Raw genomic sequence first — 14,628 nt, forward strand, 5'->3', positions numbered from 1 at the left:
GAGAGTATAGCCGCTACCCTGCTGGGGAGTTAAGCCAGCCAGCCACGGTATCGGCCACGCGGGCATTGTCCTGTTCCACTGCCGCATCGCCCTTGCTATCGCGGAAATACGAAGCGTGGTGGGCGGCCTTGGTGGCCAAGGCATCTTTGGCGTTGCGCAGGCTGAGATCGCAGACGAAGTCGCCGGCAAGGCAGTAATCGATGCGACGATCGGCCGGCAGTGCGGCACTGTGAGGAATGAGATATCGCGGAATCGGCCCGGCCATGCCGCCGGGACGCCGCAAGGGATTGCCCAGGTAGATCGCCCCGGCGAGCTTGTCCTGCGACGCGAGGTAGCGCTCCGCGCTGGTGGCGATGATGGCCCCTTGCGAATACCCAGCGGTGATATAGCGCGGGCTGCATCCCGTTTCCTCTTCGTACTTCTCCACCACGCGCGGCGCGTTGTTCATGCCGCTGCGCAGGCTCTGCACAAACCCGACAGTGACCTGATAGACCAGCTCGTGTAAGGGGTGTTCCAGCAACACCCCACCGAGGCGGCGCATCAGCTGCAGCGGGCGCAGGTTTTCGCCCTCTTGGGCCAGCGGTGGCAGGTTCATCGAGGCGGGATACGCATCCGCATCCAGCGCCAGCACGTAGGCATTATCCATCGCACCGGGGTGGCGTTGTTCTACCAAGTGGAAGAGCGCGGCAAGGTTGGGGCCTTCATAGCCATTGGATTCCGCGCCCTGTTCCGAGTAGTGCTGCGGGCCGAAGTACTCGCCGTGCTCCTCGTTTTGGTCCGAGCCGCGCGCGGCAAGGAAGACGTAATCGGGGCAGGTCTCGGCCTGCGGGTGGTTCTCCCCCGCTGCCGCAACAGGGGTGATCATAGACGCGCCAAGCGCCGCCGTGGCGGCAATGGTGAGGACACCAGCGGCGGCGCGAAAGCGAGTTAAAAGGCGCACGTTCTTATGGGCGCACGTGGCCGGTGCCCTGGAGGACCCACTTGGAAGAGGTCAGCTCCGGCAGGGCCATTGGGCCGCGGGCGTGCAGCTTCTGGGTGGAAATGCCGATTTCTGCACCCATGCCGTAGACCTCGCCATCGGTAAAGGCGGTGGAGGCATTCAGCATGACGGCTGCGGCATCGACCTCGTTGCCGAACTTGACCAAAACGTCCGCATCCTGGGCCGCAATGCCCTCGGTGTGGCCGGTGGTAAATTCCGCGATGTGCGCGATGGCACCGTCGACGCCGTCCACTACCTTGGCGCAGATATCCATGGACAGCGACTCTTCGCGCCAGTCCTCCTCGGTGGCTTGGACGACGTCCGTGGCGCCGAAGCCCTCGAGCTCGTCCACGTCGCCGTGGACGGTGACGTCTGCATCCTGAAGGGCGCGGACGATGCGCAGCTTGGTGGCATCATCAAGCGCGGCATCGATAAGCACGCACTCCGTAGAGTTGCAGACCGAGGTGCGGCGGGTCTTGCCGTTGATGACCATGTCGATGGCCTTGTCCATATCGGCCGAAGCGTCGATGTAGAAGTGGCAGTTGCCGGTACCGGTCTCAATGGCCGGAACGGTAGCGCCGGTAACCACGGCCTCAATGAGCTTGGCGCCGCCGCGGGGGATAACCAGATCCACCAGGCCACGCGCGGTAATCAAGTCCTGGACGGAATCGTGGGTCTCGCACGGCAGGAGCTGGACCACCTCGCGCGGCAGATCGAACTCCGCGAGGGTGTCCTGCAGGAGTTCCACCAGCTTGGTATTGGAGTTGCGCGCGGACTTGGAACCGCGCAACAGCGGCACATTGCCGGACTTCAGCGCCAGGCCGAAGGCATCGACCGTGACGTTCGGGCGGGCCTCGTATACCATGCCCATCACGCCGAGCGGGACGCGCACCTGCTTCATCTGGATGCCGTTATCCATGGTGCGGCCCTGCAGGATCTCGCCTACCGGGTCCTGCAGGCCAGCGACCTGGCGCAGGCCATCGGCAATGCCCTCGACGCGGGCGGCGTCCAAGGTCAGGCGGTCAATCAGGGAATCGGACATGCCGCGTTCGCGGCCGGCCTCAATATCCTGCTGGTTGGCAGCAAGGATGTCATCGGTGTGGGTAATGAGATTTTCGGCTGCGCGCTGCAAGATTTCATTCTTGCGCGGCGTGGACAGCTGCGCCACGACGGGCGCAACGTCCTTTGCAGCACGGGCTTTGGACAGAACTTCTTCGCGTTCAGTGTTGCTCATGTCATACCAGAGTAACGTACCCGCCCGAGTTTTTCAGCCGCCCGCCGTGTACCTCACGCTTTGCCTAAATTAGGCAGGCCACGCAGAGAAAACCACCCCCTCTACCCGCACCCGAGAGTGCGGTAAAGCTCACAACTACAAATCCAATTGTTCAATTCCTTGAAATAGTTACTTGGGTATGTTTATTCTTTGCTTGATAGGTTTCACTGCACAAAAGGAGCACTCATGAAAAAGAACGTGGCCAAGCTGGGCCTGATGCTGACCCTGAGCGGGGTCGCCCTCGCCGCCTGCAGCACGAACGACGGCGGCAACGGTTCCGACGCGGGCTCCGGTTCGGGCGACGATCAGACCATCAAGGCCGTTGCCACCACCACGCAGATCTGCGATTACCTCACCCAGATTGCCCAGGGTGGCATGACGCTCCACAAGGTGGATTCCAGCGGCAAGGAAACCACCGAGGGCGATGGCGATACCACCCTCGATCTCACCTGCCTGTTGGCGCCGAATGCCAGCGCGCACGAGCACGAGATGACCCCGCAGCAGATGAGTGCCATGGCGGATGCGGACTTCCTCTTTAAAAACGGCGTCGATCTCGAGCACTTCCTCGATAACGCCGTGGAGTCTTCCGGCTTTGACGGCGAGACCATCGTCACCGCCGGCGATGACAACTCCAAGCACAAGGTAGACCTGCGCGAGTGGCCTTTCCCCGGTGAGGACGGCGAGGAACTAGAATTCACCCACGACCCGCACGTATGGACCTCCCCCAAGAACGCCAAGATCCAGGTAGAAAACATCGTGGATGCCTTGGCCGATAAGGAGCCATCCGTGAAGGAAGTCGGCGAAAAGTACACCAAGCAGCTCGACGAGCTGGATAAGTGGGTCACCGAGTCCCTAGAGACCGTCCCCGAGCAGGACCGCGTGCTGTTTACTTCGCACGATGCCTTTGGCTACTTCTCCAACGACTATGACGTGAAGTTCATCGGCTCCGCGCTCACGGACTTCAATAACCAGCAGGACGCCACCTCCTCGCACATCGAGGATGCCGCTAAGGAGGTTCGCGATTCCGGCGCCAAGGCCATCTTCGCGGAAAACTCCAATAACTCTAAGTCCATCGAGGCCATCGCCCGCGCCGCAGGCGTCAAGGCCATTATGGATGATGACGCCCTGTACGGCGACTCCTTGGGCGTGCCGAATAGCGACGGCGCCACCTACATCGGCTCCATCATCCACAACGTCACCACCTTGGTAGATGCCTGGGACGGTGAAGCGGCCGATCTGCCAGAAAGCCTGGATAACGCACGATGAGTACACCGCTTTTAGAGCTTTCCCATGCCTCCTGCGGCTATGGCACCACCACCATCGTGGACGATGTCTCCTTGACCATCCACGAAGGTGAGGCCATCGCGCTGCTGGGGGCTAATGGTGCTGGTAAATCCACTCTCTTAAAGGCCATCGCCGGCCTTGCTACGCTGCGCGGCGAGCATCAGCGCACGGCGACGCTGGGCTATGTTCCCCAGCACCACACCTGCGATCCCACCTTTCCCGTCACCGCCGGCCGGGTCGTGGAAATGGGCCTGCTCAATAAGGCCTCGTGGTGGGAGCGCATGGGCAGCATGCGCCGCCTGCGCCCGCAGATTACACAGGCGCTCGAGCTCGTCGGCATGGCGGATAAGGCGAAGACCCGCTGGGATAAGCTCTCGGGCGGGCAGCGCCAACGCATTTTTATCGCCCGCGCGCTGGCCGCCCACCCGGACCTGGTGCTCATGGACGAGCCCTTCAATGGCCTGGACCAAGATAGCAGGCAGGTGCTTTTAGGGATCATCGCCAAGCTCAAGGAAAGCGGGGTTGCCCTGCTCATTTCCACCCACGATCCCATTTTGGCGCAGCGCGCCTGCGATGCCGGAATGCTCATCGTGGACGGCCACAGCGAAGTCCTTGATACCGAGGATGCAGTCGAGCGCTACCTGGAGGCCACGTCGGTATTGCAGGGGGACATGTGACGCTTCTGCTTACTGCTCCCTATATGCAGCGCGCCGCCCTGTTCTTGTTGTGCGTGGCCTTGACCGGCGCAGTGGTCAGCGTGATGGTTAACCTGCGCCGCATGGAATTTAGCGTCGAGGCGCTGGTCCACTCGGTATTCCCGGGCATCGTCATCGGCCTGGCCGTGGCGGGCTTTCCCGGCATCTTGCCCGGTGCCGCCGTCGCCGCGGGTGTCGCCGTGCTCATTTTGGCGCGCCTGAATTCCGGCAGCGATGGCCACGATCATGAATCCGGTACCGCGGTGGTACTGACCTTGATGTATGGCATCGGCGTGGTCATCAGCCTCGCCGTGGGGGATCGCTCCGGCCAGCTGGAGGCCCTTATGTTTGGCCGCTTGCTCGATATCACCACTGACCGCATGATCCCCTCGATCATCTTGTGCGTGGTTGCCGCCCTGCTCATTCTGGCCACCTGGCGCTCGCAAGTAGCCGTCGCCTTTGACCGCGAATCCGCGCGCGCCACCGGCATCCGCGTGGGGCTAATCGATGTCACTGCCAACGTAGCGGTGGGCCTTATCGTCGTCGCCGCGAGCTCCGCCATCGGCGTATTGCTCGTTTTGGGTTTCGTGGTGGTCCCGGGCCTGGTCGGGCGCGTCCTGGCTAGCACCCCACTGCAGATGCTCCTGTGGGCGCTGGTGGGCGCGGTAGTCGCCGTATGCGTGGGCCTGTGGCTCATGCTTTCGGTGACCTCCCACCAGATTTCCCCGCAAGCCATCGTCGCGCTGTCGCTGTCCCTGACCGTTCCGCTCGCACTTTTAGGCAGGCGCATATGGGTGTCTTAACTTTGCCATTCTTCGAAGCCATCGCGGTAGGCTGCCTCTCCGGGCTGGTAGGTACGCTCATGGTGTTGGGCAATCGCGTCTTTTTTGCTGAGAGCCTCTCCCACGGCACCTTTCCCGGCGCGGTCCTCGGCGTCGTCGTGGCCAATGCGCTGGGTGCCAACTTGAGCGATGGGCTCATGCTCGGCTCCGTGGCGGTCTGCATTCCGCTGGCGATTTTCATGCATTACCTGGGCAAGGTGCACGGCGTCTCCTCCACCGCTGCGGCGGGCACCACGCTCACTCTGGGGTTTGCGATGGGTATCTTGTTGCTGCGCTGGTTCCAGCCGCTGCCGCTGCACGTCGATAGCTTCCTGGTGGGCTCGCTTACCACGGTCAACCACCGCGATGTCGCCGTCGCAGCCGGCCTGGTCATTATCTGCCTGCTGGCGGTACTAGCCTGCCGGCGCCGCCTCTTCCAGGCGTATTTCGACCCCACCACGTCCCCGCATAGCGGGCTTTACGATGCCCTGACGCTCGGCCTTATCTGCTTGACGATGGCCGCCGTCATCCCCGCCGTCGGCACCATCTTGTCCATCGCCTTGCTCGTGGCTCCAGCCGCGGGCCTGCGCCCGTGGGTATCGCGCCCGGAGGCGCTGCTTATCGGGGCGGGCATCATCGGCATCACCATCGCGGTGGCCGGGCTTTTTATCGCTGCGCACTTGAGCCTTTCGGCCGGCGGCACCATCGCCATTGTGGCCGGCGTGTTCTACCTCGCCAGCATGACGGCCTATAAGGCGATTTCCTAGCGCGCGGCGCGGGATGGCGCCGCGCGTTATTTAGTCGAGGCCAGGCGGACTGTGATCTCGCGGGCGGCCACCTCCGCCAGCGACATCTCGCCGCCTTCGGTCTGCACCGTCAATAACCCGGCCACGCTATCGCTTACGCGCAGCTCGTTGCCCAGCTCCACCCCAAAGCGGTCAAGGTAGCGCAGCAAGCCTGGATCCTCATCGCAGACGCGCTCTACGGTCACGGGCGCATCAAGCGGGGCGCTGGCGAGCGTGAGCGTGCCAAGATCCTCGATCCCGCCGCCAATATCGGGAATGGGATCGCCGTGCGGATCGCGGTCGGGGGATCCCAGCAGCGCATCGATGCGGCCGATAAAGCGATCGGAGCAGGCGTGCTCGAGGCGGTCAGCGTCCTCGTGCACCTCGTCCCAGGAATAGTCCAGGGTCTCTACCAAAAAGGTTTCTAATAGGCGGTGGCGGCGCACCATCTGCATCGCCAGTTCACGGCCTGCAGGGCTCAATGAGACGCCCTGATAGCGCTCGTGCTCCACCAGTCCTTGGGCGGCGAGCCTCTTAATCGCCTCGGAGGCGGTGGGCACCTTTTGTTCCAGGCGCGCCGCCACATCCTTCAGCGCTACCGGGGCGCCACCGGAGTGCTCCGATAAATCCCACAGAACCTTAAGATAATCCTGGCTGCGGGTAGGCAGTTCTTCTAGGTGCATATCCACCATCTTCATAATCGTGCTTGCGTCGTCCTTGGATAAGTGTTAGTTTAGCAGTAGTTCAACGAGTTGAACTTTTATTTTCACTTGCCACGGACAGTGGGCGGTACGTCCTTTCTTCGGTACACACACGACGCACCCAGCCATCGCTGTCCGTGGCTTTTGATTTTTCTAGTATCCCGCCTCTGGGTCCACCTGGGTGGGCATGGGCTCACCCTTGTCCCACGCGGCGGCATTGGCATTGAAAATATCGCCCATGTGATACTGCGCCACGTGCTTCGTCGCCCCGATATGCGGGGTCATGGTGCAATTGGGCAGGGAGAGCAGCGGGTGGTCATCGGGAAGCGGCTCTGGGTCCACAACCTCCAAACCGGCGCCGGCAATCTCGCCCTCGCGCAAGGCATCCACCAAATCATCCGTGACCACGGTGCTGCCACGCCCGACGTTAATAAACAGCGCAGACGGCTTCATGGCGCGGAACTTCGCGGCATCAATAAGCCCCTCCGTTTCCGCCGTGGCGGGCAGGATGCAGAAAATGACATCGGCCTCGCCCCACACGTGCGCGGCGTCATCCATGGCCACCACCTCGTCGGCGCACTCCACTGGGCGGCCGGAGCGATTCACGGCGGTGATGTGGACCCCAAAGGGCTTGAGCAAGGCAATGAGCTGCTTGCCGATGCCCCCAGCGCCCAAAATCGCCACCTTCTTCGGCCCCTGCTGGTCGTAGATCCACTCCTGCGCTTCATCCAGCTCCTTGGCCACCGACCAGGTGCCGGCCTGTGTAAAGGCCTTGTGCTGGTGGGCCTGGGAGAGCAGGAGACCCAAGGCGCATTCGGCCACCGGCTTGGCAAAGGCGCCGGCGGAATTGCACCACGGCAATCCCTCAGGGGTAATCAACCCGGCATCGATGAGTTGGTTGACGCCGGTAAAACAATGCTGCACCCAGCCGATATTGTCCGGCATCTCTGGGATGCGGCGCGGGCTGGGTGTGGTATTGACATAGACCTCTGCGTCTTCGAGGTTTTCTACGCGTTCGTGGCCGGCAGCGCTTAAGTCATCGACCATAGGCTGCCAGGTTTCTGGTCCCATAAAATACTTCATGGGAACCAGCGTACGGCACGCGGCTAGATGCGCGAGGCGAAGTTGGAAAGGTAATCCGCGTGCACGACCGAGCGGCGCTTATCTTCTGGCAGCTCGCTCATCTGCATGCCCTTGATCGCGTTCAATTCCTCGGAATCGAAGCGGACCTCACCGCGGCCGATAACCTCGCCCTTCGGGCCCAAGATATCGATGATCTCGCCCTTGTTGAATTCACCGCGGACATCGGTAATACCCACGGCAAGCAAGGAGGTACCGCCCTTGGTCACGGCTTCCTTCGCACCCTCATCCAGGCGCACGGCTCCGCCGGTATCGGCGCAGTAGAGTGCCCAGAACTTCCAGGCCGAAAGCTGGCGTTCCTCGCGGGTGTGGAAGACGGTGCCGACGGAGGCATCGGAAAGCGCGGGCCCAATATTATCGGTAGAGGTGAGCAGCACTGGAATGCCGCCGCGGGTGGCCAGGCGGGCGGCGGAGACCTTCGTGGCCATGCCGCCGGTGCCGACCTTGCCGCCATCGCCGGCAACAACGCCCTTGAGATCCTTACCGGTACGCACCTCATCGATAAACTTCGCATCCGGCTCGGCCGGGTTCTTGTCATAGAGGCCATCGACGTCAGAGAACAGGAAGAGCGCGTCCGCGCCCACCAAGTTGGCGACCAAGGCCGACAGGCGGTCGTTATCGCCAAAGTGCATCTCAGAGGTAGCCACGGCGTCGTTTTCGTTCACGATGGGGATGGTGCGCAGCTGGCGCAGGCGATCAATGGTGCGCTGCGCGTTGCGGGCACGGTCGCGGTGCCCGGCATCGGACGCCGTAAGCAGCACCTGACCGATGGTGCGCTGGTAGCGCGCGAAGGAACGGCCCCACTCATAGGCCAGGTGCACCTGGCCCACAGACGCAGAGGCCTGCTTCGTAGCCAGGTCGGTGGGGCGCTGGTGCAGGCCGAGCGGGCCCATGCCAGCAGCAACCGCACCGGAGGAAACGATGATGACATCGGAGCGCCCCATGCGCGCGTGGACGGCATCCACGATGTGATCGATCTTTTCCTGCGAAACGCGGAAATTCTCATCCGTGAGCGACGAGGAACCAATCTTGACAACGACGCGCTTGGCCTCAGCGATAGAGTTACGCAATTCGGATTCAAACCCAGAGGCTATCGGGTTTTCATCGAGGGCTTCAGGGAACGGGGTATCAGCGGTAGGGCCATCAAAAGGCTCTACGGGGAGCGGAAGAATGGGCTCTTTCTGTTGATCAGAAGACATAACTCAATAGTGTACAAAGCTTCCGGCACGAGTCCCCTTCATTGGGGCGTATTTCCCCCATGTGCGCAGCACATTATGCCCGGGGTGGGGGCACTCGCCCCAGCGGACGAGGCCCCACTTCCCCACTCGCGCGGTGGCTAACCCTGCCAGCGGTCGCGGTTGGCGCCCTCGCGGGTGACCTCTTCCTCGTCTCCGTAGTCGAATTCATCGACCAAGCCACGCCGGGCCTGGGAGGCGCGCTTGCGCTCCGCCGCGGAGACGCGGTTGGTGCCCTTCAGGCGGGCATCCTCGCCGCGGCTGGCCATGGTGGGATCGCCGCCGGTCATCGGCTCCCACTCGAAGGTAATCCCGCCAATGGTCACGGGGCAGCCTTCCACCGCGCCTTGCTTGTGCAGCTCGTCTTCCACGCCGGCCTTGGCCAGGCGGTCTGCCAAGTAGCCCACGGCCTCATCGTTTTCAAAGTCGGTCTGGGTAATCCAGCGCTCGATCTTTTCGCCTTCCACGATGAATCCGCCCTGCACCTCTGGATCCGGGCGCACATTAAAGTCCGCGAAGCTACCGGTGTTTTTCTTATGCGCCTGGGCCTTGGGGTGAATCACGGTATGCGAAGCATCCCGCTTAGGCTTGGGCTGTGCCTTGTGGTGCTCGGTGACCATTTCCATGAGCTTGAATTTCAGCGGATCCAAGCCCTTGCGCGCCGCCGCAGAGATGATAAATACCGGCCAGCCAAACTTTTCCTTGAGGTCATCCTTGACGAACTCCGCCAGTTCTTCCGCCTCCGGGACATCCGCCTTATTCAGGATGATGACGCGCGGGCGCTCGCGCAGGTCCCCCAAGCCGGTATCGCTTTCTAGCGCCTCCTGGTATTTAGCCAGCTCATTTTCCAGCGCCTCAATATCGGATTCCGGATCGCGGCTCGGCTCGATGGACGCGGTATCAACCACGTGGGCTAGCACCGCCGTGCGCTCGATGTGACGCAGGAAGTCCAGCCCCAAGCCCTTGCCATCGGCAGCGCCAGGGATAAGGCCGGGGACATCGGCAATGGTAAAGGAGCTATCGCCCATATCCACTACGCCCAAGTTAGGCTGCAGGGTGGTAAACGGGTAATCACCGATCTTCGGCTTGGCAGCAGAGAGCACCGAAATCAATGAGGACTTGCCCGCCGAAGGGAATCCGACGAGCCCCACATCCGCCATGGATTTCAGCTCGAGTACCAAATCATGGGCCTGCCCCGGCTCGCCCTGCAGTGCAAAGCCCGGCGCCTTGCGGTTCTTGGACGCCAGCGCCGCGTTGCCCAGGCCACCGAAACCGCCCTCAGCCGCGACAAAACGCGTGCCCGGCACGGTGAGATCCGCTAGGGTCTCGCCCTTTTCCGTGCGCACGACCGTACCCGCGGGAACCTCCAAAATCAGGTCCTCACCGCGCGCGCCATTGCGCATATCGCCGGCGCCGTTGCCGCCACGCTCGGCCTTAATATGCGGCCGGTAGTGAAAATCCATCAAGGTATGGATCTGCTCTGAGACCTCCAAGATGATGTCGCCACCATGGCCGCCATTGCCGCCATCCGGTCCACCCAGAGGCTTGAATTTCTCACGGTGGACAGACACGCAGCCATGCCCACCGTCGCCAGCCTGCAAGTGCAAGACGACGCGGTCAATAAAACGTGCCATGAACAGCCTCTCTTCGCTATCAATTAGATACTAAAGTCTATCAGCTCCACCCCACTATCCACGATGCGCGGAATTTTAGAGCTCGCCTTCGGCAGATGCTTGTTGAGCTTCCTGCTGCTTTTTCTTCTTGCGCCGCCGGTAGTTCTTCCACAGGATAATAAGCACGGTGAGCAAGATGATCGCGATGACCAAGATCATCCACCACGACCAGCCGAATCCAGCAGTATCAGGTTCTGGGTTCCCTGGCTCTAGCGGTACGCGCTCGGCATGGACAAGCAGCCTATCGGTATTAAGACCATAGGGAGTGCACGTAATCAAGGTGAGCTTATCGTGGCCGGGCTCATACGTCACCGCATCATAAGCTTCAGGCTTGACTACTTCCCTGCCGGTCATTTTGTACCGGAGGCGCTCCCCCATGACCTCGATGAAAATCTCATCACCTTCTTGCAAACGCGGAAGCTCATCAAACATCGCTGCATTGACCATGCCCGTGTGGGCAGAGATCACCGCATTCGTTCCATCACCGCCAACCGGAAGCGTGGAGCCATACATGTGCCCGGCGCCATCGTAAAGCACCTTCGGCGCAGTGGTGTGGAAGACGGGCAAATCCACATTGATGCGCGGAATGCGAATGCGGGCAATCATGTTGGTTGGACCGTCCACATTCAATTGGGACATATAGTCTTCCATGCCTGGATCGCTATCCACCGGTGGACGAGCGTGTGGGCCTTCAGCCAGCAGACGCTCGTTATATTCGCGTGCGCGGGCAAGTTGGCGGTCTTTTTCCTCTTGGCTTAGATCTTCGACCTTGCCGCTATAGGCTTCGGTCTGCCGCATCAGCTTATTGTGGTTGGCCAAGGTAGACACCACCGGATACAGCAGCAACAGTGCGCCGAGAATGAGCGCAATGATGGACACCGCGTTGTTCTTCTTTTTCTTCTTATTCTCAGCGGGCAACGGCTTTTCAACGGTCGTGGTCACGAGTTGCCTCCCTCTGGTCCAACGTGCTGATTGGAATCTTCGTCATCTTTTCGCCGCCGCGCAAGCACAATGAGGCCTCCAAGGATGAGTACTACTCCTAGTGCGACGATGCCGATCACTGATGCACCGGTAGATGCCAAACTGCCTAGAATTTTGCCATGCTTGCCATCTTTTTGGGAAGAATCTGGATCTCCTTCCGCGGCAGATAAGGGCCCCTGGTGCCCATCTTCTGTTGGAAGAGGCGGGAAACCATTCGCTTCAGGTTCACCGGATCCAGCATCCGACGAGGAACCTGGGGCCGAAGAAGGAAGCGACTGCCCACCAGATGGGACGGCAGGTGTCGTCGAATCCGTGCCTTTCATGCACTCCGAATATGCCACCACGGGCAGACTCGCGGCATCGGATACTTCAACTGGGCGCCGTTCCGCGTCCATGCCATCCGTAAGAATCGTTGTAGTGGCGCTAAGCTCGCCCACTGCATCAGCCTCTGCACGAACTGCGATGCTGGCTTTCACCACAGTTGAAGGATCTAGTCTACGAAGATCTGCCAATTGTTGCAGCGCGGAATCCTTAAAAGCTAGTTTCACCGTAGTCCCGGTGTTTTCTACGCGGTACTGATCCGCAGATAACTCGAGCTGCTTGCCGGCGCCCACGATTCGCACCGAGTCCACCGCAAGGCTTTCTGCTTTATGGCCTACCGACACTGTGGTAGTCACTTCATAGCGCTTAATCTCTCCATCAGCGCTGACATTCGGCGCGGACCCAGAAATCTCGTAGACAATCCGGCCGCCAGCTGCGACCGCAAAACGACCTCCGGCGACGCTACACGATGTCCGCGGTTGTATTTCTGTGTTAAGAACTTGCGCCTTGAGTTCAATATTATGCGCCTTACCGTCACCTGATACGGCGATGACGAATGGCGCATACGATACCCGGGAGTCTTTAGTGCCCTTGTTATCCGCCACGTTGAGGAGATACACACCAGGTTCTACGCCCTTGAAAGTCGCTTCCCCATCAGAGGTGGTTTTCTTCGCCATCGAGATAAAACGATCCGGATTATCGCGCAATAACTGCGGCACGTTGAGCTGCGGCAAGTCATTAATGTGTACATCTTTAATCAATAGCAGCTCAAGTTCACGGTCCCCAATATCCTGGAACCATTCTTCACCCACGGATTCCTTGAGATCGATATGAAGGTCACTGCTCCGCGATGCCGCATGTGCGACCGCCGAAATGCCGGATCCTCCCGGCATTTCCGGTACCGGCTGCGGCTGAAACGAGAGGCCACTAATAAGCCCCATCGTTATCACCGCGGCACCAATCTGCCGCACTCGCCGCACGCGCAATTCAACAACCTTCCACTACGCAGAATCCACTGCTAGGCAGGGAGAACGACATTCTACGTTTCGCCTCCCGCCACTCGCCCAAACCGCGCGCCCCTGCCCTTACGGGCGAGGCACGCGGGTATGAGCCACTTGCCTGTCTTAGGCGTTGCGGCGCTTCAGCTGGTAGTAGGCACCGCCGATGAACAAGAGCGCGCCGAGGCCGAGGATGATCAGCATCGTCCGCATACCGGTAGCCGGCAGCTTGCCCCAGATATTGTCCTTCACGTCATCAATAGTCGCGGTATAAATCACGCGAGTATTTTCACCCTCACCGCGCGTTTGATCAGACGGGGCAAGGTGGTGCGGATCTGGGTTGATGAGGTAGCCCTGAGGAGCCTTAGTCTCAACGGCACAATATTCCTTATTCGCATCGAATTGCAGGAAGTAGCCATCGGCCTTTGCTGCTTCGCCCTGTACTGGCTCAGCCGCTGTCAGCGTTGCAGAGGCTACAGCCGTACCTCCTGCATTGGCGCCCTTAATAGGATCAGCTTGGTCAGATACCTGCCACTTGTCACCGTCCTCGGTGCACTCAAAAACCTGGAATTCTGCGCCAGCACCGGTGGCTTCATCCTCAGTAGACTGACCGTTCAACGTCTTCATAATCGACACGTCGTTGTAGTGCGTCGTCGTCGCGCCTTCATTGTTCCCTGAGTTGTCCCCGCCAGGCGTGGTGGGGATGCCGGGATCTTGATCGTTGCCGTTCAAGTCCAAGTGAGCAAGGTTTTCAATTTTACCGTTGGCGGGGATACTCAGGACCGTGGCGTTGAACTTTACCTGCACAGAGAGACCAGCGTTCGTGGCTCGAGCCTTGGCAAGCTTTTCCCGCCCAGCGTCAGTGAATTTCACCGAGAGGTTTTTGTTGTTCTCTCCGGTAATTGTGACGGTATAGTCTTCACCTCGAACGAGGTTGTTTACTCCCTTAGCGCTCACGGTTACGCCCTCTGCACCGTCCGCGAAAGCAAGGTGCTCATTGAGATTATCCGTAATCTCGAAATGCGGGATATTGCGGTTTCCTTGGCGGTCAACGTCACCCGCAGGTACCGGAGCTTCAATGGTATAAGAAATGTTATCGCCAACGTTGGCGTTTCCATTTTCGGCGCTCTTCTTTGGCTGAATCAGCTGGTTCTTCGGGGAAACTTTAGGGTTATAGTTCACCGCACCGTCATCCCCGATTAAAGGAACGGTGACCAAGAACGGGGCGCCGATCGTGTAGTTAGTGTTGGTTTCGCTAGGAAGCTCAGTCACTTTGTACATACCGACGGCCAAATCCGTAAATTCAGCCTGGCCCGAATCATTCGTAACCTTTTCCTGCGCCGTAAATCCCTGGTCAAGCGGTGCGTTCTCTGCTCCGGCTTCAACCAATTTTTTCGCCTCAGACCAGCCGGCGGCGGTATCCAGATTATCGGTCATCTTGACCTTTTCGACCTTGAACTTCATCCCCTTAAGAGCGGTGTCCGTACTCAGATTGTCGTCTCCAACTGGATCACCCGAGTGTTTATCGATGGTGATGGAGCCCTTTGCGTTTGCATTAATAGAGGCGCGGGTATTTTCTCCCTGCGCCAGTACCGATACACCGTCACCGGGAGCAGCAAATGCAACTGGGGTGGCTGCGGCCAATCCTGCCGCAAGAGCGACCGCTAAGGTCTTAGAGGCAATACGAGACATTAGTAAGGGGGTCCTCTCATAGAGAATTACTGAGCCGAAGTTCAAGGGAG

13 protein-coding genes are annotated in these 14,628 nt (G+C 60.1%); 4 read left to right on the forward strand and 9 right to left on the reverse strand.

The window, feature by feature from the left end; translation table 11 throughout:
• Positions 1-13 precede the first annotated feature (13 nt).
• Both EL217_RS08650 and EL217_RS08655 read right to left on the reverse strand, forming a co-directional pair.
• The gene (locus EL217_RS08650) at positions 14-940 is read right to left on the reverse strand and encodes a cutinase family protein (protein ID WP_126319609.1); all 927 of its coding nucleotides are present in this window, start codon (positions 938-940) and stop codon (positions 14-16) included.
• Positions 941-944: 4 nt separating this feature from the next.
• On the reverse strand, positions 945-2,213 hold the full coding sequence (locus EL217_RS08655; RefSeq protein WP_126319611.1) for a glutamate-5-semialdehyde dehydrogenase: 1,269 nt from the start codon (positions 2,211-2,213) through the stop codon (positions 945-947).
• Between the two features lie 225 nt (positions 2,214-2,438).
• Between EL217_RS08655 and EL217_RS08660 the strand changes: the two genes are divergently transcribed.
• The 4 genes from EL217_RS08660 to EL217_RS08675 are packed head-to-tail and all read left to right on the forward strand — an operon-like array spanning position 2,439 to position 5,819.
• Positions 2,439-3,518, forward strand: coding sequence for a metal ABC transporter substrate-binding protein (locus EL217_RS08660; protein ID WP_126319613.1), 1,080 nt, complete (start codon positions 2,439-2,441; stop codon positions 3,516-3,518).
• On the forward strand, positions 3,515-4,213 hold the full coding sequence (locus tag EL217_RS08665) for a metal ABC transporter ATP-binding protein (protein WP_023029118.1): 699 nt from the start codon (positions 3,515-3,517) through the stop codon (positions 4,211-4,213). The genes EL217_RS08660 and EL217_RS08665 overlap by 4 nt, the downstream gene beginning before the upstream one ends.
• On the forward strand, positions 4,210-5,034 hold the full coding sequence (locus EL217_RS08670) for a metal ABC transporter permease (RefSeq protein WP_023030364.1): 825 nt from the start codon (positions 4,210-4,212) through the stop codon (positions 5,032-5,034). Before EL217_RS08665 ends, EL217_RS08670 begins: the two co-directional genes overlap by 4 nt.
• Positions 5,022-5,819, forward strand: coding sequence for a metal ABC transporter permease (locus EL217_RS08675; RefSeq protein WP_023030363.1), 798 nt, complete (start codon positions 5,022-5,024; stop codon positions 5,817-5,819). Before EL217_RS08670 ends, EL217_RS08675 begins: the two co-directional genes overlap by 13 nt.
• 26 nt (positions 5,820-5,845) lie before the next feature.
• On the opposite strand, the gene EL217_RS08680 is transcribed toward EL217_RS08675, so the two are convergent.
• The 7 genes from EL217_RS08680 to EL217_RS08710 all read right to left on the reverse strand — a co-directional run bounded on the left by EL217_RS08680 (position 5,846) and on the right by EL217_RS08710 (position 14,578).
• The gene (locus EL217_RS08680) at positions 5,846-6,535 is read right to left on the reverse strand and encodes a metal-dependent transcriptional regulator (RefSeq protein WP_023030362.1); all 690 of its coding nucleotides are present in this window, start codon (positions 6,533-6,535) and stop codon (positions 5,846-5,848) included.
• Positions 6,536-6,691: 156 nt separating this feature from the next.
• Complete coding sequence (locus tag EL217_RS08685) at positions 6,692-7,621, reverse strand: D-isomer specific 2-hydroxyacid dehydrogenase family protein (RefSeq protein WP_126319615.1); 930 nt, start codon at positions 7,619-7,621, stop codon at positions 6,692-6,694.
• Between the two features lie 23 nt (positions 7,622-7,644).
• Positions 7,645-8,877, reverse strand: a complete 1,233-nt coding sequence (gene proB, locus EL217_RS08690) for a glutamate 5-kinase (protein ID WP_005284367.1) — start codon at positions 8,875-8,877, stop codon at positions 7,645-7,647.
• A 137-nt stretch (positions 8,878-9,014) separates the two neighbouring features.
• Positions 9,015-10,547, reverse strand: a complete 1,533-nt coding sequence (gene obgE, locus EL217_RS08695) for a GTPase ObgE (protein ID WP_126319617.1) — start codon at positions 10,545-10,547, stop codon at positions 9,015-9,017.
• A gap of 75 nt (positions 10,548-10,622) precedes the next feature.
• Positions 10,623-11,528: a class C sortase gene (locus tag EL217_RS08700; protein ID WP_232018252.1), complete on the reverse strand. Its 906-nt coding sequence runs from the start codon at positions 11,526-11,528 to the stop codon at positions 10,623-10,625.
• A complete protein-coding gene (locus tag EL217_RS08705; RefSeq protein WP_232018412.1) occupies positions 11,525-12,868 on the reverse strand; it encodes an LPXTG cell wall anchor domain-containing protein in 1,344 nt (447 codons plus the stop codon). Before EL217_RS08705 ends, EL217_RS08700 begins: the two co-directional genes overlap by 4 nt.
• A gap of 144 nt (positions 12,869-13,012) precedes the next feature.
• Entirely contained in the window at positions 13,013-14,578 is a 1,566-nt protein-coding gene (locus EL217_RS08710; RefSeq protein ID WP_126320054.1) for a SpaH/EbpB family LPXTG-anchored major pilin, read from the reverse strand.
• Positions 14,579-14,628 lie beyond the last annotated feature (50 nt).

This window comes from Corynebacterium segmentosum (assembly GCF_900637825.1).
GTDB classification, from domain to species: domain Bacteria; phylum Actinomycetota; class Actinomycetes; order Mycobacteriales; family Mycobacteriaceae; genus Corynebacterium; species Corynebacterium accolens.

What these genes read in the sequence shown, in the direction of transcription:
- EL217_RS08655 (WP_126319611.1), bottom strand. Translation starts at nt 2,213, where the DNA reads ATGAGCAACACTGAACGCGAAGAAGTTCTGTCCAAAGCCCGTGCTGCA.
- EL217_RS08660 (WP_126319613.1), top strand. Translation starts at nt 2,439, where the DNA reads ATGAAAAAGAACGTGGCCAAGCTGGGCCTGATGCTGACCCTGAGCGGG.
- proB (WP_005284367.1), bottom strand. Translation starts at nt 8,877, where the DNA reads ATGTCTTCTGATCAACAGAAAGAGCCCATTCTTCCGCTCCCCGTAGAG.
- EL217_RS08680 (WP_023030362.1), bottom strand. Translation starts at nt 6,535, where the DNA reads ATGAAGATGGTGGATATGCACCTAGAAGAACTGCCTACCCGCAGCCAG.
- EL217_RS08710 (WP_126320054.1), bottom strand. Translation starts at nt 14,578, where the DNA reads ATGTCTCGTATTGCCTCTAAGACCTTAGCGGTCGCTCTTGCGGCAGGA.
- EL217_RS08685 (WP_126319615.1), bottom strand. Translation starts at nt 7,621, where the DNA reads ATGAAGTATTTTATGGGACCAGAAACCTGGCAGCCTATGGTCGATGAC.
- EL217_RS08665 (WP_023029118.1), top strand. Translation starts at nt 3,515, where the DNA reads ATGAGTACACCGCTTTTAGAGCTTTCCCATGCCTCCTGCGGCTATGGC.
- obgE (WP_126319617.1), bottom strand. Translation starts at nt 10,547, where the DNA reads ATGGCACGTTTTATTGACCGCGTCGTCTTGCACTTGCAGGCTGGCGAC.
- EL217_RS08675 (WP_023030363.1), top strand. Translation starts at nt 5,022, where the DNA reads ATGGGTGTCTTAACTTTGCCATTCTTCGAAGCCATCGCGGTAGGCTGC.